Source organism: Polaromonas sp. JS666 (assembly GCF_000013865.1).
Taxonomy (GTDB): domain Bacteria; phylum Pseudomonadota; class Gammaproteobacteria; order Burkholderiales; family Burkholderiaceae_C; genus Polaromonas.
In genome coordinates this window covers 2,649,745-2,667,167 of record NC_007948.1, presented here as the reverse complement: position 1 = coordinate 2,667,167, position 17,423 = coordinate 2,649,745, and the positions used below count along the sequence as shown (strand labels likewise).

Sequence of the window (17,423 nt, the reverse complement as noted above, 5' to 3'; positions counted from 1 at the left end):
GGTTAGTAAGAAAGTTATGAACAACTACCCGCACCAGTCGCCGCGAAAGTCACGCAGTTCGAAACCAAACGCCATAAAGACAAGACGCTGCTCCCAACTGCTCCGACGGCCCCCAGAATCACGACTACGATCAGTGAACTGAGCAGCGCATATTCAATCGCCGTGACGCCTGCTTCGTCGGCCAGCAGGTTTTCAAGTGGATGGTGTTGCATTTTTTGCGCCACTTTATTTTTGAAAAACGCTCCCGGCATCAATCCCCACCGGGGAGCGATTTCAGCTTGCAGAATGAATCTGCTTAAGCTCAGCAAACAGTCACAGCACCGCCCAACGCTGTAGCAACCGAGTTAAATACGATGCACAGCTGCGTACCAACGATAGTGACCGCGGCGATGATCACGATAGCAATCAGCGCCGCAATCAGGCCATATTCAATGGCCGTCACGCCGTCTTCCTTGCGCATGAATTTCTGGATGAAGTTCATGATCAGGCCATATATGAAGTTCATGATGGTTTCCTTTCAGATTAAAGAGTTAACGTTTCCCAAGGTTTGCTGCAAACACGCCTCAGTGGACGGGTCTGGAGGAGCGACATTACTGGCGACACCCTCGCAGACTTCTCGCTATGTCTTACACCCTGTCCCATCGCCGAGGCGAGGAGTGAGGCGTAAACAACCCCCTGAGCGACACCGCTTGCGCAAGAAGCGCGCCTTGTAGGGCTTGCTTCACACTTTCCGCGTTGTCTGAGATCAGTCTGCGCGTTACAAGCAGTTGCGCCAATAGCTTTAATTGGGTACCCTGTTATCGGGCTTCTCCAGATCAGTTTTTAACCGTGTGAAGCCAAAAGCTGTGGTTATCTGGGCTTGAGTTGCTATCAAATTAGGGAGTAGTTAAGGGGATGAAAACGGTAGTAACAAAACGTATCAAATAAACCAAAAAGCAACAATTCATCCGGAAGATCACGATATCTTTTTCATTCTTCGAATAAACGTGAAAAGATCACACTCATAAAAAGTGCTTTTGAGGTCAAATGGCTGTGTGAAATAGTCACTTTGGTAACTAAAAGTGTTTTCGGCATGGGCTTTGCTGTTTGATTCAGCAGTCGGGCCAACACGGTGAAAGCGAGAGACATATGGACAACTCAAGCAGGGGCGGCTCCACGCTAATGCCCACGCCTGGTGGCACCTATGGTCATTCCCAGGCTGCACGTTCATCGCAGGAGGCTGTGCCCTCGTTGTGGCCCGCCTTCCTGGCAGGCCAGCCCGGCAAGCCGGTACGTGTTGTGCTGATTGACGATGACGCGCACATGCGCAAGGTCATCTCTCATGAGCTGTTGGGTGATTTGCGCACCGATCTGGTGGCCCAGGCCGCCAGCATGCGCGAGGGCCGCCGGCTGATTTCGCAGCACGAGTTCGACGTCATGCTGGTCGACCTGAATCTGGGCGACGGCAATGGCCTAGACCTGATTGATTACATGAAAACCGTTCACCCCCTGGCAGAAGCCGTGGTGATTTCGGCCATGGAAGACGAGCAGCACGCGCTGCGCGCATTTGAGCTGGGAGCCACCGGCTACCTGGTCAAGAACTCCTGGTTTGGCAACTTTCCCCAGGCCGTGTTGCAGGTGGTCAATGGCGGCGCGTCCATCACCCCCAACCTTGCGCGCCGGCTGCTGCACCGGCTGGAGCACACGCAGGAAGCGCCCCACCCCCACACCGCTGAAAAAAGGGACAAACTCTCCGACCGCGAAAAAGAAGTGCTCAAGGCGGTTGCGGCGGGTTACACCAGCGGTGAGATCGGTTCGCGGCTGATGATCAGTTGCCAGACGGTCAACACCCACATCAAAAACATCTACCGCAAGCTGCAGGTCCGCAGCCGGGCACAGGCCGTCAACTTTGCGGCCCATCGCGGCCTTTTGTAAAGCCCATCATGTTCAACGCGGCGCAACAGGGTCTGGCGCTGGCCGCCGCCGCGGTCGGCATACCACTGGCGTCTTTGGCACTCAGGGGCTCGCGTAAAACCTGGCGCCACCATCACAACCCTGTTGACCTGGCCATGAGTGTGGCGGCGTGTGTATGGCTGGTGCATTTGCTGGCGACCACGTCGTTCGATTTCGTGGCCAGCAACTTTCCTTCTGTCGAGGTTCCCTCGATTTATGTGGCGCGGCTGGGCTATCAGGCCCTCATGGTGAGCGTTGGTTTTTTTCTCCTAACCAGTGCTGGCGTGACCAGTGCACGGGTGTACCTGCTGCTGGTCGTGCAGGGCGCGGCAGGCGTGGTGGCGCTGCACTGGCCTTATTGGACCGGGGGCGAGCCAACGCCCGCTTACGAGGCCTGGCTTGCCATCAACCTCCTGTCTGCCATACTGCTGAGCGCTGCGGTAGCCTGGCGTGTGTACCTGAGCCGCAGTTACCCCGCCTGGCTGGCACTGGCGGGCTGCGTGATTGGCCTGGGCCTGTGCATTGACCAGATAACGCTGGCTGACAATGCTCGGCGCTTTGCAACGATGTCGGATGACTTATACGCGGCTTTTTTGATGGTGATATGGCACCTGGTGACGCAGCGCGTAAGGCCACCTGAATTGCGCTCGGCCTTGATGCATGATTTTCAGCACAGCACCGACCTTGAACCTCTCACAGGTTTTGGGCCAGCGCACGATGCAGCCGTGGTGGCCCTGGAGCGCCGCCGCATTGCGCAGGATCTGCACGATGGCGTGGGCTCGCAAATCGTGAATATCCTGTCCTCGCTGGACAGCCATGCACCGCAGCAGCAGGCCGTGGCGCTGGCGCTGGAGCAATGCCTGGTCGACCTGAAGATGACGGTAGACGCCATCGACAGCGCCAACGACAACGTGCTTGTAGCGCTGGGCCGTTTGCGCTACCGGGTGCAGCACTCACTGGACACGCTGGGCATTCGCATGATCTGGAAGGTGGAGATCTGCGATGAGCTGGAAGCCGTGCGGGGGGAGCCGGCCCAGCAGGCACTCCGCATTGCCCAGGAGAGTTTGTCCAATGTCATGCGCCACGCCCATGCCTCGGTAGTCGAGGTGGTGTGCCGCTTTGTGCCGGAAACACAGCAAATGGTGCTGGAAGTGCGCGACAACGGTGAGGGCATTGCCCGCAGCAAAGAAGGACGCCCATCCGGCAAGGGCCTGGAAGGCATGCGCCGCCGCGCGCAAAGCATTGGCGCCGAACTGGTGATTTCAAGCAAAGCCGGTACGGGCACCCGTGTGCGCCTTGTCCTGCCGCTGGCTGGAAACCAGGCATTGCCGCAGCCATCGACCACTTCGAGAGAACTCCAACCAGCCAAGACGGCGGAAGACAAGACCGCGGACAGTCTCAGCCCGCACACTGCAGGCTGACGGCCTGCATCGTGCCTCCGGTTTTCGTGTTGAACACCACCAGGTTCACCTGGCGTGCATGGCCTGGGGTAGGCGCAATGCTGCGAAAGGTGAGCTTTTGGGGCGCCGCCGCACTGCCGGTTTTGTAGTCGCCGGCCTGCGTGTACTGGCGCACCACAAAATCATGCTTGAGGAATTCACCGGCGTTTTCACCGGCTTGCACCCTGGAGTTATGGCCATGCTCGGTAATGGTCCAGTAGGCAGACCAACTGGTGGCCGCTTGCTGCCCGGGGAGGTTTGTAACGGGTGTCACGCTGGCTTCAAACTGGTCTGTACCCAGCTGTTGCACGGTGATGCTGGCACGTGCCGGAGCCCTGGCGCTGGGTTGATTCACAAGCCCGGCGGACCAATTGGACCAATTGGGCCAGTCGCGGCCATTGAACACGACTTGGGGTGTGTAGATGCTGCGCAGATTGTTGCGGGCCGCAAGCTCGCGCTGCCGGTGGGTGTAAGCCGGCGCGGCAAAGCGGTCGACCCAGCCCAGGTAGTCCCAGTAGCCGACGTGAAAGGCCTGGACCACCACGTCTTTGCCTTTGAGGCTTGATGCCCATTTGTCCGCCGGTGGACAGGAGCTGCAGCCTTCGGACGTATAGAGCTCAATCACCGGCGTGATAGTGGCGCCGGAGCTTGCTGCGCATTGGTGCTGTGCTGAAAAAGTACTGGAAGCCACCATCAACAGGGTTGTGGTAGCCATGAGTTTTGTAGCGATTTGCGGCATGGGTTATCTCCGTGATTGAGCCACGCGCCAAGCAGCAATACGGTTCAGTTAAGCCCTTGGCCCTGGTTTGTCATCCTGGACTTGCTCCGGGATCCATGGATTGCGGGTCAAGCCCGCAATGACAAGTCAAGGTTTTTGGTCATTCCGATTCAGGGTGAATAACTTGACTGAACAGTATTGCGCCAAGCAGGGCCCGGAAGAGGCTTGCGGTCTGCGGCAGTGGCCCCCATTGGTCGCTCACAAAGCGGGATTCTTACAAGCCGACTGGTCGTTTCCGGGTTTTGCGAAATACCGAAAGCCAGGCGCCAAGGATGTTTTCGTAACTCATGACATCGCCCGCTTTTACTCCTTCCTTGACACGATATCTGAGTCGATAAGGGTTCTGACATGAACCACGGCCATTTCGTCGGCATAAAGGCGGCGCCAATTGGGAAGGTGATCAAGCAAGGCAACAGCTGGACTGCCAGGCAGTAACAGGGTCCACCCTATCTTGTACTTGGCCAGTAGATCTTCCAGGCCTGTCGACTTCGTCAGGGCGAGCGCTTCCAAATACTCCTTAATAAAATCGTCCTTGTACATGTCGGAACGACCGTCTATGAAGGGGGGAATACCTGCATAAATTAGATAGCCGCCCCAGCCGTTGTAATTGAGCAAGGGCCCCTTGATACCGGCTTCACGAACTGTCCGGATCGCCGTAGCCAGGCTGCTGGAGTCTGGCGGTTGCGGTGGACGGGCATGAGCAATCCATTGGGTAAGTAACAGCAAGAAGCCGAAGGCCAGCATGAGCGCCCCTTTACCGGCGGGCGTCGCCAGTTTACGGAAAAATCGGTCTACGGTTTCTGCGTTCTGCTGGCCTTGCATTGACTGGCGCCACTGGGCTGCAAAAGGTGTCGCAAAGAAGAGGGGGGCGAGCAAACCAAGCAACTCGATGTAGCGAACGTGTTTCAAGGCGAGATGCAGCAAGCCGAGAAGCAACAAAAGCCTGATCGGCGGAAGTTTAAAACCCTTGTGCATGACCAGAGCCAATCCACATAACAACCAAATTTCCAGCGCTTGGAAGATGTGAAAATTCGGCGACTGCCATTCACTGATACGCGCCAAGGCATAGTGTTGCTCAAACAGGAGTTGCCAGGTTAAAGAAATGCCTTGTATCCCATGGGGTGTGATGAGGGCACTGGTTATTGCAAGGACGATGAACAGGGCCCACGACTTCGCTGTACTTACAAAGTAATGCCTGTGTTTGCAGGCAAGTAGGGCTTCCAGCGCAAAAACAAAAGCGAGTGCGAGCCCCAATGTGAAGCCGCCGTGCAAGTTTGCCCACAGTGTCATCACGGGTAGTAGCCACAGGCGCGGCGCACGGCCAGATTCACTGGCATGCACCAAACCGGCGGCCCAAAGCACCATCAACGGCATAGCGAGTATGTGTGGTCGGGCGTGCAGGTGATTTGCCGTCATGAAAAGAGCTAAGGCCGCAAACATCACGGCATGAACTGGCTCCAGAGACTTCAGCAAGGTCCGGGTCAGCAGCGCCAAGGCTGCCGCAAACGCTAAAGCCGTGATGGCGACGACACCCGCCCATCCCCCCAAGTTATGGGCGCTGGCCAGGAGGACTTGGGACAACCACTCATGCGCCGTCCATGGTGTGTCGGGCATCGTGTGTGAAAACGGATCATGCGTGGGAATGGACTGGTGCTGAAATATCCACTGACCGGTGGCAATATGCAGGTAAGTGTCGTCATCTCTGAGCAGCCCATAGCCGCGCAGAATAAGGAAACAATAAACCAGCATCCCAACAATCAGCGGCCAGGAAAAAAGCCAGGTGGCGCGCTGCGCCGTGGTTCCAGCATCGGCAACAGTTGTGGTTTTTAAGTTCATGGAGCAGGCACCTTGGTTCAGGACTCAACGCGAAGCGTCACCTGTTCTGCTGGCTGTGGAAAGTCAACTATGCGTGTGTTCAGGGCGAGCCCGGCGGTCGCCAGACCTGCACGATACGCATGAAAAGAACAGGCATGACAATTTGCGATGCGCTTGCTTACATGACTAAAGAAAAGCATATCGAACCCTTTCCTCGAAATGTATATCAAGGCAAGGGCTTGGCGAACGTTTAAGGGGAATGGCACTTACATAAGCTGCATGACGTTGAAGTCACGTGCGTAAGCACGTGAATTTGAATGCAAAAGGAGGTGGCTGACCCGTGGATTGATAGGATGGTTGTTACTACGCACCCAAACCATCTTTCCGAAGGCCAACCACCATGGATCGTAACGCCCGAAACGCTTTTCATCAACGTCAAGTCCGTATCAAACGCCAGACCAAGGCGACGCATGCGGTGGAGTTCTTCAACGTACTGACGAGTCCTGAGTTGCTGGAGACGACCGAGGCGCTGCTGCCCGAGCACCGCGAGCGGCTGTATCCGCCCACGGTTGCACTGTCGATGTTCATGCGCCAGGTGCTGGAGGCTGATGGCTCGTGCCAGAAGGCGGTCAATGGCTGGGCCGCGCAACGCGCGGCCGATGGTTTGAGGCCATGCAGCGTTCGTACCGGCGGGTACTGCCGGGCTCGCCAGCGCCTGCCGCTGGAGATGGTCGGTACGCTGACACGCGAAACAGGCCGCTTGCTCCACGAGAAGGCGCTGGCGCAATGGCTATGGCGTGGGCGCGCGGTCAAGCTGGTGGACGGCACCGGCATCTCGATGCCCGATACTCCCGAGAACCAGGAACGTTATCCCCAGCCCAGCACCCAGGCGCCTGGAGTAGGCTTTCCGCTGGCGCGACTGGTCATGGTGATTTGTCTGGCAACCGGCGCGGCGCTGGATATGGCGGTAGGGCCACACAGCGGCAAGGGCAGCGGCGAACTCGGGCTTGTGCGCCGTCTGCTCGCAGGCTTCTGCCCAGGTGATGTGATGCTTGCCGATGCCCTGTACTGCAACTATTTCTTGATCGCCTCCCTGATGGCCGCAGGCGTGGATGTGTTGTTCGAGCAAAACGGATCGCGCATCACCGACTTTCGCCGTGGTCAGTCGCTGGGACCACGCGATCACATCGTGCGCTGGCCTAAACCGCCCCGCCCAGAGTGGATGACGCCTGAGCAGTACACGGGCTTTCCCGATGAGCTAACGGTGCGCGAAGTCAAAGTAGCTCACCAGGTATTGGTCACCACACTGCTTGACTATCGCAAGGTCAGCAAGAACGATCTCTCGGCGCTGTACGCGCGTCGCTGGAACGTCGAACTCGATCTGCGCAACCTCAAGACCACCACGGGCATGGATGTGCTGAGCTGCCAGACGCCGCAGATGAACGAAAAACAGCTATGGGTTCATCTGCTGGCCTACAACGTGATTCGGTTGCTCATGGCGCAGGCCGCCCGCAATGTCGGCATAGACCCGCGTGAGCTGAGCTTCAAGCACACCGTACAACTGTGGACCGAGTGGGTCTCGCGCGGTCTGTCGGCCACGAAGGAAGGCGGGCGGCTGTTCACATTGATCGCCCAGTGCAGGGTGGGCAATCGATCCGCACGCATGGAGCCGCGAATGCGAAAGCGACGACCCAAACCCTACCCGTGGCTAAAGGTCCCGCGTGCGTATGCTCGCCGGAAAATCAAGATACATGGTCACGACTGGGAGCCAAAGTAAGTGCCATTCCGTTTAAGGGACGTTACCGTGGACTGCAAAAGAACGATCCCCGGGCGCTTAATGCCTTGGCGCTGGCCAATATTTACCTTAGCCGATCAAGACTGATGGCACAGGTTCGTTCATGAGGGCGGTAAAGGGCTGAAAAACCTCATACAACAGGCCCGAGGGCCATAACAGGACCGTTTGCACGAAACTACGGTGCAATCATCCCGAATGGTCGCTTTGACGGTTTTTATTTAGCGTAGCCTTCAGACAAAAGCTGGTGCGCTTGTGCTGCCTTTCGGCCTGTCCTGTGTTGGCTGACAAATGCTTGCCTCGCCAGCTTCATCCTCCTTCGACATGCTCAGGACGGGCCAAGCTCCCCCCGGAGGGTGAATGCGTCAAACCAGGGGGGTGTTGACGCTGTCGTCCGCGCGGCTGTTGTACCCGCCGGCGCGCCGCTCCAGGCGATCTTCCAGCTGGCCCATATAAGCGGCCAGCGTGTTGTCTGACTGCTCGATGCGATCCAGCAAGGCCTGCTGTTGTTGCGCAAAGCGCTCTGCCAGTACGGTGCCGGTAGCTGACTCGCGCTGCTGGGCGGCGATGGCCTGTACCTCGAGGTAATTGCGCAGTTCGGTAAAGCGCGAGGCTTCGGCCCGGTCGGCCAACTCGCGCTGGGTGTTCAACTCACGGGCATATCGCCGGGTTTCAAGCAGGTTGGTGCTTTGCATGTAAAGCGTGCTGGCGAGAAAAACGACCGTAGCGACCACAAGCAGCAACAGCATGACAAGGCCCAGCGGAACCTGGATGGTGGTAAAGCCCAGGCTCAGCATGCTGACGCGCGTGAACTCATCTACATTCAACGCAGCAAATGCTGCCAGCAGGATAATGGCCAGAACTAAAAGAAGGGTGCGTAAACGCATGCGTGTCTCCCGGAGTGGTTGCAAAAACAGTTGTGAAATTTTGTGTCCAGGTCACTGGTGAGTATGAATGTCCCGATGGTTTTTGGCTGTGGGACAATGCCGACCCTCAGCGTCAGTTTGCGGACGCTGGCCCGCCCTGTGGCGGGGTGGCCCCATGCCAGCCCGCATTCATGGCTCCAGCCCCCAATTCTCTTTCTCAACATGCAAAAAATCATCCGCCAGATCGCTACAGAAATCAAAGTCCAGGAGCACCAGGTCAAGGCAGCTGTGGAACTGCTGGACGGCGGCGCCACCGTACCCTTTGTGGCGCGTTACCGCAAGGAAGCCACTGGCGGGCTCGACGATATCCAGCTGCGCGAACTGGAATACCGGCTGGGCTACCTGCGCGAACTCGAAGAGCGCCGTGAAGCGGTCCTCAAAAGCATTGAAGAGCAGGGCAAACTCACCCCTGAACTGCGCGCGGCCATTGAGCTGGCGGCCACCAAGCAGGATCTGGAAGACCTGTACCTGCCCTACAAACCCAAACGCCGCACCAAGGGGCAAATTGCGCGCGAAGCGGGTATTGAGCCCCTGGCCGACAAGCTGTTTGCAGATCCCTCGCTGAATCCGGCGGAAGAGGCCGTGGCCTTTGTGAAGACTGAGAAGAACGAAAGCGACACTCACAACGTTAGCGATTTCACCACGGTGCAGGCTGTGCTTGACGGCGTGCGCGATATCTTGAGCGAGCGCTGGGCCGAGGACGCTGCGCTGGTGCAGTCACTGCGCAACTGGCTGTGGAATGAGGGCCTGTTTTCATCCAAGATGGTGACGGGCAAGGACGAGAACCACCCCGACAACGCGAAGTTCCGCGACTACTTTGACTACGACGAACCCATCGGCCGCGTGCCGTCGCACCGCGCTCTGGCTGTGTTTCGCGGCCGCGGGCTGGAGATTCTGGATGCCAAGCTAGTGCTGCCGGAGCCACCCGAGTCCGGCAAACCCACGGGAGCGAAGGCGACCCCTACGGTGTCTTTGGCCGAAGGCAAGATTGCGCTGCACCTGGGCTGGAGCCACAAGATGCGCGCGGCTGACGACCTGATCCGCAAATGCGTGGCCTGGACCTGGCGCGTCAAGCTCAGCCTCTCGCTGGAACGCGACCTGTTTACCCGCCTGCGCGAAGAAGCCGAAAAGGTCGCCATCAAGGTGTTTGCCGACAACCTGCGTGACCTGTTGCTGGCGGCCCCTGCTGGCCCGCGCGTGGTGATGGGCCTGGATCCGGGCATTCGCACTGGCGTGAAGGTGGCGGTGGTCGATGCGACCGGCAAGCTGGTGGAAACCGCCACGGTCTACCCGCACGAGCCGCGCAAGGACTGGGACGGCTCACTCCATGCCCTGGCCAAGCTCTGCGAAAAACACGGCGTGAACCTGATCGCCATTGGCAACGGTACGGCCAGCCGGGAGACCGACAAGCTGGCGGCCGACCTGATCAAGCTGATGGCCAAGGTCGAGCAGGCAATTGAAAAGGTTGTGGTCAGTGAAGCCGGCGCCTCGGTCTATTCCGCCAGCGAATTTGCCTCGCAGGAGATGCCTGACGTGGACGTGAGCCTGCGCGGCGCGGCGAGCATTGCGCGCCGCCTGCAGGACCCGCTGGCCGAACTTGTCAAGATTGACCCGAAATCGATTGGCGTCGGCCAGTACCAGCATGACGTGAACCAGAGCGATCTGGCGCGCAGCCTGGACACGGTGGTCGAAGACTGCGTGAACAGCGTGGGCGTGGACCTGAACACGGCCAGCGTGCCGCTGCTGGCGCGCGTCTCTGGCCTGAGCCAGACCGTGGCGAAGTCCGTGGTGCGCTGGCGCGATGCCAATGGCGCGTTCGCCAGCCGTGCCGACTTGCTGAAAGTGACAGGGCTGGGCGCCAAGACTTTTGAGCAGAGCGCCGGGTTTTTGCGCCTGCGTACCCAGGGTCCAGGCAGCAACCCGCTCGACATGACAGGCGTGCACCCTGAAACCTACCCCGTGGTTGAAAAAATCATGGCGCACACCGGCAAGCCGGTGGCTGAGCTCATGGGCCGCGCCGAAATGCTCAAGACGCTCAAACCCGAGCTGTTTGCCAACGAAAAATTTGGCGTGATTACCGTCAGGGACATCATTGCCGAGCTGGAAAAACCGGGCCGCGACCCACGCCCCGACTTCAAGGTTGCGCGCTTCAATGAGGGCGTGGAAGACATCAGGGATTTAAAGGAGGGCATGACGCTGGAGGGCACGGTCAGCAATGTGGCTGCGTTTGGCGCCTTTGTGGACATTGGCGTGCACCAAGACGGCCTGGTCCATGTGAGCCAGCTGGCCAACAAGTTTGTAAACGATGCGCGTGAGGTGGTGAAAACCGGCGACATCGTCAAGGTGCGCGTGACCGAGGTGGACGTGGCGCGCAAGCGCATTGGCCTGACCATGAAGCTGGGCGACGCACCCCCAAGGCGTGATGGTCCACGGGATAACCGTTTTGAGAGCGCACGGCCAGGGTCGCAGAGCCGTGGAGGCGGCAGCTACGGCGCGCGACCTAATGCACCTCAGCCCTCGGCGGCAACCGCGATGGAGTCTGCGTTCAGCAAGCTGGCGGCGCTCAAGAAGTAGGCAAGAATCGACCGGCAAGGATGGGAACTTGGGAACTACCCCCATTCAGCCGACTTCAGGTTCAATCTGCAGTCGAATCACTGAAAAGTTGCACTGAATCGGAAAACACCACAAAATAAACCGCAACGGCCGAACTGTAACTTTTCAAACAGGATGTAGCGACGTGCCCCTCAATCTCCAGGCAATTTCGGTCCCGGAACCAGCGAAGCCGCAGGCAGGGAAGCCATGTCCGGGTCCGGGTATCTTGCCAGAGTCTTCGGCGCGGTTTTTGTTTTTGGGTACCGCTGGCGGGTCCGACACCCGTTATGGGCGGCCTTAATGGCAAATATGCGCAGTACACCGAGCGCGGGACTCCTTGAGCCCGGACTTAGGGTCGCGAGGCAGCTAGGTATGGCGTGGACGCTTACCTGGATCGTGCTTTTCATCGACGCCGTCTGGTTGCTGCTTGGGGGGTGGTCGATATCCGGGCGCGGCGTTGCCGCGATCGCGTTGGCGGCGGCAGCTTTCCTTGCACCTCTGGCGATCAGCCGATATCGCCGCGACCTCCGTATCCACACCACAGTGCGGGTTGCTGCATTGTTGATCGTCTTCCAGGCTGCTGGTGCGACGTTAAGCTACTTGGTCATCAGCACGAACGCCGCGCTGATTGATGCGCCGCTGGCGGCGTGGGATCGTGCGCTGGGCTTCGACTGGCTGGCGCTGCAATCCTGGCTCCAGAGCCACCCGACTGCACAAGCGACGCTTCGCTTTGCCTATCAGAGTGGACTGATTCAACTGGTATTTGTGATTCTGTTCCTCGGTTTCACTGCACGGGCTGAACGGCTCGATCAGTTCATGCGTTTGTTCATCGTCGCGACGCTGCTGACCATTATCTTGTCGGGCCCGTTTCCCGCGGCCGGGGCCTGGAAATATTATGCTCTGCCAGGTCCTTTCAACCTGTCGTCCTTGTCCCACTTCGAACTATTGCGCGATGGCCACTTGCGCGACATTCCGCTGGGCAACATGCAAGGCCTGATCTCGATCCCATCGCTGCACTCAGCGATGGCAGTGCTGCTAGTCCATTCCATGCGTGGAACTCGCCTCTTGCCGGCATTTGTCGTCCTCAACGCCGCAATGCTGGCATCGACGCCGATCGACGGAAGCCACTATTTCGTCGACGTGCTGGCTGGTGTCGTGCTGGCCATCGGACTGATCGAGCTTGACCGTCGGCGCGGCGCGCGCCCCGCGATGGCCGTGAAGGCCCTGCCGGCGAGCGGGTTGGGAACCCTGCGCCGATGAACCGTCCCGCAGTCGCGTTGTCCGGCGATCCGCCGCACCGTGAAGCAGCGCCGGGCCAGCAAGTTCGCGTACTGTGCGTGCTCTTTTTTTTCTCGGGTTTCCCGGCGCTGATCTACCAGTTGGTCTGGCAGCGCGCCTTGTTCCGCATCCTCGGCGTCAACATTGAATCGGTGACGATTGTAGTGACCGCATTCATGCTCGGCCTGGGCCTCGGCGGGCTGGCGGGCGGCTGGCTGTCGAAGCGCCAGGGCCTTCCGCTCCTGCTGCTGCTTGCTGCCATCGAGACGCTCACTGGCGCGTTCGGGCTGTTCTCACTGTCCATTTTCGAGCGTGTCGGCGACCTGGTCCTTGGTGCACCATTGCCGCTGACGGCGCTGGTAACGTTGTCCCTGGTGGTGGTGCCGACGCTGCTGATGGGCGCGACGCTGCCGCTGCTGGTGGGTCACCTGGTGCGGCGCTCCGGCAACGTCGGAAGTGCGGTTGGGCAACTCTACTATGTCAACACCCTGGGCGCAGGTGCTGCCTGCCTGGTGTGTGCGGTGCTGCTGTTCCCGTTGCTTGGCATGCAAAGCTCGGTACTGATTGCCGTGGCCTTCAACGCAGCGGTTGCGTTGGGGGCTGTCTCGGCGCATGAGGTTGATCGTCGCCGTGTACGTCGCGCGGTCGCGCAACCCGAGCCGTCGCCAGCAACTCTAGCACCTCGCACCAGCCTGCCGTTCGGGGTTGTGCTGGCGATGGCGGGCGCTGGGGGCCTTGTTTCGCTGTCGTACGAGATTTTCTTTTTTCGCGCTATGTCCTACGCCAGCGGAAGCAGTTCGTTCGCGTTCGCGACGACGCTGGGGGCCTTTCTGATCGGTCTGGCTTCCGGTGCCCGGCTGGGTGGCGAAGCCTGCGCGGGGCCGGGCGGCGAGGTGTTGATGCGCCGAATGCTGCGCGGCTTGCTCATCGCCAGCCTGGTGGGGTTCGCGTTCCTGCCCGTACTCACGCACCTGGCGTGGCTGAATGGCGGGATTCTCGGCGTGGGCCTGCTGCTCGTGTACCTGCTGGCGCGCCAATGGGGTCTGGTGTTGCCATGCCTGGCGCACCTCGGCGTTGCCGCCGACGCGCAGGCCGGCATGCGAACCGGGCTGCTGTACCTTGCAAACATCCTTGGTGCCGCGTCGGGTTCGGTGCTGACGGGCTTTGTGCTGATGGACCACCTGAGCTTGGTGGAAGTCGGTCAGTTGCTCGTCGTTGCGGGGCTGGGGTGCGCGCTTATCCTGGGCCTGGCGATCCCGACGTCGCGCCGCGCCAACCTCGGACGTGCGGGCTCTATTGCGCTGGCCGGTGGGCTGGCCGTGCTGACCCTGCCTTGGGCCAGCGACAAAGTGCTGGAGGCGCTTCAATGGAAAGGCGGACCCGAGGCCAAGGTCGCCTTCGCACAAGTCGTGGAAAACCGCAGCGGTATCGTCACGGTCGATCGCTCGGGCACTGTCTATGGCAATGGGGCGTACGACGGTCACTTCAACGTCGATTTGATCCGGGATGTGAACGGCATCGTGCGCCCGTATGCGCTCAGCCTGTTCCATGCGGCGCCGCGCGAGGTGCTGATGATCGGGCTCGCGTCCGGCTCATGGGCTCAGGTTCTGGCCAACAACCCCGAGGTGACTTTGCTCACGATCGTCGAGATCAATCCAGGCTATGTGGGCCTCATAGCCGGCAACACCAGCGTCGCTTCGGTGCTGACCCATCCCAAGGTACGGCTGGTAACGGATGACGGCCGCCGCTGGTTGAGGATGAATGCACATCGGCGCTTCGACGCGATCGTTATAAACACCACATTTCACTTCCGCGCCAACGCGACGAACTTGCTGTCGGCCGACTTCCACGCGATCCTGAAGGAGCATCTGAACCCGAGGGGCGTCGTGTTCTACAACACCACCAACTCCAGCCGGGTTCAGCGCACAGGCTGTATGAGTTTCAATCACGGAGCGCGGTTTACCAACCACCTGCTGCTGTCGTCTACACCTATAGACTGGGACTTCATACGGTGGCGGCGCACGCTTGAAGCCTACCGCATCGATGGCCGGCCCATGCTCGACCTCTCACGCCCCGAGCACGCCCAGGGCCTGGAGCGGCTGATGGCGCTCGAAGGCCAAACGCAGCCAGATGCGGTGCACGCCCGGAGCGTGCCGGACGCCCCGGGCGACTGGATTGAGCCCTGCGCGCAGGTGTTGGCACGCACCGCCGGCCAGACCCTCGTGACGGACGACAACATGGGCACCGAGTGGCGTTATTTTTGGGATAAGCAATGAGTACGGCAAAGGAGCACCCCTGGGGGTGTCTTGCCAATGACAGGCTAGCGGCTCTAAAAGTGCTCAAATAAGTCATACGAGCCATCAGTTTCTTGGGGCCGCTATTCGCTATTAATTGCACAGCAAGCATTCATATCTCACACTGTCGGCGACGCGACAAAACGCTGACACCCGCCACAGACATCCCATGAGAGCCCTTCGCCTTTACGCCGGTCCGCAGGCACGCCGGCACATCGAGCAACATGGCCTGCGTCCGCAGGATGTGCGGGTGGTGCCTGCCGCGGCAGGCGGGCCGAAGGGCCTGGTGCTCGGGCCGCTGGACCGCTTTATTTTTGGTGACTGGCTGGCCTCCAGCTCGCAGCCGGTGCATCTGGTGGGTGCCTCGATAGGCGCGTGGCGCGTGGCGCATGGCGACTGCGTGTCTGAATGATCCGGCGCAAGCTTTCCAGCGTCTGGAGAACGACTACATCCGCCAGCACTTTGACGTGCAGCCGGGCCAGAAGCGGCCCAGCGCGCAGTTGGTCAGAGCCTCCAGGACTTCTATGGTGGCCGATTGCAGGAGGTGCTGCAACACCCGCGCTACAAGCTGCACATCGTGACGTCGCGCGGCCGCCACCTGCTCAGGCGAGAGCACCGCTTGCGCACCCCGCTCGGTTATCTGGGCGCCTTCGTGACCAACACCGTGCACCGCAAGGCCATGGGCGCGTGGCTGGAGCGGGTGGTGTTTTCCAGCCAGGGTGCGCCCTTGCCATTTTCCACCAGCGACTACCGGACACGCCAGGTGGCGCTCAAAGAAGCGAACTTCAATCCGGCGCTGCAGGCCAGCTGCTCCATCCCCTTCATGCTCAAGTCGGTGCACAACGTTCCCGGCGCACCGCCTGGCGCCTACTGGGACGGCGGCATCACGGACTACCACCTGCACCTGAACTACGCTTCTGACTTGATAGCGGGCGGTGAAGATGCGACGCGGTCCAAAGGAAAAGACTGCCCTGAGCCCTCAGCAAAAACCGGCCTGGTGCTGTACCCCCACTTCCAGAAAGCCGTGGTGCCGGGCTGGCTCGACAAGGGCCTCAAATGGCGGCACAAGGCCACGCATTTTCTTGACAACATGGTGCTGCTCGCGCCTGACCCCCAGTGGGTCAAGATGCTGCCTAACGGAAAACTGCCCGACCGGACGGACTTCATGCGCTATGGCGCCGATCTGCAGGCGCGGATGAGCGCGTGGAGCAGGGCGGCTGCAGCGAGTCAGCAGTTGGCGCATGAGTGGCAGGCCTGGTTGGCGCGGCCGGACATGGCGCTGGTCGGCCGTCTTTGACAGGGCTGCTCAAGCCGCCGGCAGCGCGGCCTCAGCCAGGCGAACCCAGTAAGTCGCCCCAATTGGCAGCAGGTCGTCATTGAAGTCGTAACTCGGGTTATGCAGATTGCACGGGCCCAGGCCGTGCCCCATGTCGCGGTGATCGCCCTCGCCATTGCCAATGAATACATAGCAGCCCGGTTTGGCCTGCAGCATGAAGGCAAAATCTTCTGAGCCCATGGTTGGTTCGACCTGCGCATTGACCTGGTCGATGCCGACAATCTGTTGCAGCACGCCAACGGCAAAAGCGGTTTGCTGGGGGTGGTTGATCAGCGGCGGGTAATTGCGCTTGAAGTTGAATTCAACCCCGGCGCCAAAGGCGGCGGCCGTGTGGGTGGCAACCTCGCGCATGCGTTGCTCCAGCAGATCAAGCACCTCGATGGTGAAGGTGCGCACCGTTCCAATCAGCGTTGCATCATCGGGAATGACATTGGTCGCGCTGCCCGCATGGATCTGCGTGATGGAAAGCACACCCGCATCGATCGGGTTCTTGTTGCGCGAGACGATGGTTTGCCAGCTCTGTGCAATCTGCACCGCCACCATGATGGGGTCCGTCCCTTTGTGAGGTTGCGCGGCGTGCGCCCCCTTGCCGCGAACGATGACTTCAAATTCATTGGACGATGCCATCATCGGCCCCGGCGTCACGCCAAAGGTGCCGACCGGCGCGCCCGGCCAGTTGTGCATGCCGTAGACCGCCTGCATCGGGCAGCGCTCGAAGAGGCCGTCGTCCATCATCCGTTTGGCACCGGCACCGCCTTCTTCGGCGGGCTGAAAAATCAGGTAAACCGTGCCGTCGAAGTTGCCGTACTTTGCCAGGTGATGCGCCGCGCCCAGCAGCATCGCGGTATGGCCGTCATGGCCGCAGGCGTGCATTTTGCCGTCGTGCCTGGAGGCATGGGGAAAGGTATTGAATTCCTGCATGGGCAGCGCATCCATGTCGGCGCGCAAGCCGATGGCCGCCGTGCCGGTGCCGCGCTTGATGACGCCGACAACACCGGTTACGCCCATGCCGCGCAGGACAGGAATGCCCCAGTCGGTGAGTTTTTGGGCGACGATATCGGCGGTGCGCTGCTCTTCATAGCAAAGTTCCGGGTGGGCATGGATATTGCGTCGTATGGCCTGCAGTTCGGAATGGAATTCAACGATGGGATCAATCAATTTCATGGCTATTCCTGTGAATGACTAAAAGTGGGTTTGCCGATTTTGCTGCTGGGTTTTTGCGCAAAGGCAGGGCTTCTACC

Annotated in this window: 12 protein-coding genes and 2 pseudogenes; 8 read left to right on the top strand and 6 right to left on the bottom strand. The window is 59.9% G+C overall.

What is annotated here, in order from left to right:
• Positions 1-14: 14 nt before the first annotated feature.
• Positions 15-308 carry a Flp family type IVb pilin gene (locus BPRO_RS28610; protein WP_011483459.1) on the bottom strand — a complete coding sequence of 98 codons (294 nt, stop codon included), beginning with the start codon at positions 306-308 and terminating at the stop codon, positions 15-17.
• Entirely contained in the window at positions 302-505 is a 204-nt protein-coding gene (locus BPRO_RS12640; protein WP_011483458.1) for a Flp family type IVb pilin, read from the bottom strand. Before BPRO_RS12640 ends, BPRO_RS28610 begins: the two co-directional genes overlap by 7 nt.
• Before the next feature lie 623 nt (positions 506-1,128).
• Here BPRO_RS12640 and BPRO_RS12635 point away from each other — a divergent pair.
• Together BPRO_RS12635 and BPRO_RS28025 are read left to right on the top strand one after the other, a co-directional pair.
• Complete coding sequence (locus BPRO_RS12635; protein ID WP_081430515.1) at positions 1,129-1,914, top strand: response regulator transcription factor; 786 nt, start codon at positions 1,129-1,131, stop codon at positions 1,912-1,914.
• An 8-nt stretch (positions 1,915-1,922) separates the two neighbouring features.
• A complete protein-coding gene (locus BPRO_RS28025; protein ID WP_011483456.1) occupies positions 1,923-3,353 on the top strand; it encodes a sensor histidine kinase in 1,431 nt (476 codons plus the stop codon).
• Here the strand turns inward: BPRO_RS28025 and BPRO_RS12625 are convergent.
• Both BPRO_RS12625 and BPRO_RS12620 read right to left on the bottom strand, forming a co-directional pair.
• Positions 3,331-4,086: a DUF1223 domain-containing protein gene (locus BPRO_RS12625; RefSeq protein WP_157045795.1), complete on the bottom strand. Its 756-nt coding sequence runs from the start codon at positions 4,084-4,086 to the stop codon at positions 3,331-3,333. The two genes, BPRO_RS28025 and BPRO_RS12625, sit on opposite strands and share 23 nt — an antisense overlap.
• A 366-nt stretch (positions 4,087-4,452) precedes the next feature.
• Positions 4,453-5,985: a hypothetical protein gene (locus BPRO_RS12620; RefSeq protein ID WP_011483454.1), complete on the bottom strand. Its 1,533-nt coding sequence runs from the start codon at positions 5,983-5,985 to the stop codon at positions 4,453-4,455.
• Positions 5,986-6,364: 379 nt separating this feature from the next.
• Here BPRO_RS12620 and BPRO_RS12615 point away from each other — a divergent pair, with 379 nt between their 5' ends.
• Together BPRO_RS12615 and BPRO_RS30480 are read left to right on the top strand one after the other, a co-directional pair.
• On the top strand, positions 6,365-7,741 hold the full coding sequence (locus tag BPRO_RS12615; protein WP_011483453.1) for an IS4-like element ISPosp1 family transposase: 1,377 nt from the start codon (positions 6,365-6,367) through the stop codon (positions 7,739-7,741).
• A 14-nt stretch (positions 7,742-7,755) separates the two neighbouring features.
• Positions 7,756-7,866: pseudogene (locus BPRO_RS30480) on the top strand (IS5/IS1182 family transposase); the annotation flags it as partial.
• Positions 7,867-8,121: 255 nt separating this feature from the next.
• On the opposite strand, the gene BPRO_RS12610 reads toward BPRO_RS30480, so the two are convergent.
• The gene (locus BPRO_RS12610; RefSeq protein ID WP_011483452.1) at positions 8,122-8,643 is read right to left on the bottom strand and encodes a hypothetical protein; all 522 of its coding nucleotides are present in this window, start codon (positions 8,641-8,643) and stop codon (positions 8,122-8,124) included.
• Between the two features lie 201 nt (positions 8,644-8,844).
• Here BPRO_RS12610 and BPRO_RS12605 point away from each other — a divergent pair, with 201 nt between their 5' ends.
• The 4 genes and pseudogenes from BPRO_RS12605 to BPRO_RS12590 all read left to right on the top strand — a co-directional run bounded on the left by BPRO_RS12605 (position 8,845) and on the right by BPRO_RS12590 (position 16,143).
• Positions 8,845-11,256: a Tex family protein gene (locus tag BPRO_RS12605; protein ID WP_011483451.1), complete on the top strand. Its 2,412-nt coding sequence runs from the start codon at positions 8,845-8,847 to the stop codon at positions 11,254-11,256.
• Between the two features lie 390 nt (positions 11,257-11,646).
• A complete protein-coding gene (locus BPRO_RS12600; RefSeq protein ID WP_232291399.1) occupies positions 11,647-12,534 on the top strand; it encodes a phosphatase PAP2 family protein in 888 nt (295 codons plus the stop codon).
• On the top strand, positions 12,531-14,828 hold the full coding sequence (locus BPRO_RS12595) for a spermidine synthase (RefSeq protein ID WP_011483449.1): 2,298 nt from the start codon (positions 12,531-12,533) through the stop codon (positions 14,826-14,828). Before BPRO_RS12600 ends, BPRO_RS12595 begins: the two co-directional genes overlap by 4 nt.
• Before the next feature lie 187 nt (positions 14,829-15,015).
• Positions 15,016-16,143, top strand: a pseudogene (locus tag BPRO_RS12590) (phospholipase).
• A gap of 9 nt (positions 16,144-16,152) precedes the next feature.
• Here the strand turns inward: BPRO_RS12590 and BPRO_RS12585 are convergent.
• The gene (locus BPRO_RS12585) at positions 16,153-17,346 is read right to left on the bottom strand and encodes a M20 aminoacylase family protein (protein WP_011483448.1); all 1,194 of its coding nucleotides are present in this window, start codon (positions 17,344-17,346) and stop codon (positions 16,153-16,155) included.
• Between the last annotated feature and the right edge of the window lie 77 nt (positions 17,347-17,423).

What these genes read in the sequence shown, in the direction of transcription:
- BPRO_RS12640 (WP_011483458.1), bottom strand. Translation starts at nt 505, where the DNA reads ATGAACTTCATATATGGCCTGATCATGAACTTCATCCAGAAATTCATG.
- BPRO_RS12635 (WP_081430515.1), top strand. Translation starts at nt 1,129, where the DNA reads ATGGACAACTCAAGCAGGGGCGGCTCCACGCTAATGCCCACGCCTGGT.
- BPRO_RS28025 (WP_011483456.1), top strand. Translation starts at nt 1,923, where the DNA reads ATGTTCAACGCGGCGCAACAGGGTCTGGCGCTGGCCGCCGCCGCGGTC.
- BPRO_RS12625 (WP_157045795.1), bottom strand. Translation starts at nt 4,086, where the DNA reads ATGGCTACCACAACCCTGTTGATGGTGGCTTCCAGTACTTTTTCAGCA.
- BPRO_RS12620 (WP_011483454.1), bottom strand. Translation starts at nt 5,985, where the DNA reads ATGAACTTAAAAACCACAACTGTTGCCGATGCTGGAACCACGGCGCAG.
- BPRO_RS12615 (WP_011483453.1), top strand. Translation starts at nt 6,365, where the DNA reads ATGGATCGTAACGCCCGAAACGCTTTTCATCAACGTCAAGTCCGTATC.
- BPRO_RS12610 (WP_011483452.1), bottom strand. Translation starts at nt 8,643, where the DNA reads ATGCGTTTACGCACCCTTCTTTTAGTTCTGGCCATTATCCTGCTGGCA.
- BPRO_RS12605 (WP_011483451.1), top strand. Translation starts at nt 8,845, where the DNA reads ATGCAAAAAATCATCCGCCAGATCGCTACAGAAATCAAAGTCCAGGAG.
- BPRO_RS12600 (WP_232291399.1), top strand. Translation starts at nt 11,647, where the DNA reads ATGGCGTGGACGCTTACCTGGATCGTGCTTTTCATCGACGCCGTCTGG.
- BPRO_RS12595 (WP_011483449.1), top strand. Translation starts at nt 12,531, where the DNA reads ATGAACCGTCCCGCAGTCGCGTTGTCCGGCGATCCGCCGCACCGTGAA.
- BPRO_RS12585 (WP_011483448.1), bottom strand. Translation starts at nt 17,346, where the DNA reads ATGAAATTGATTGATCCCATCGTTGAATTCCATTCCGAACTGCAGGCC.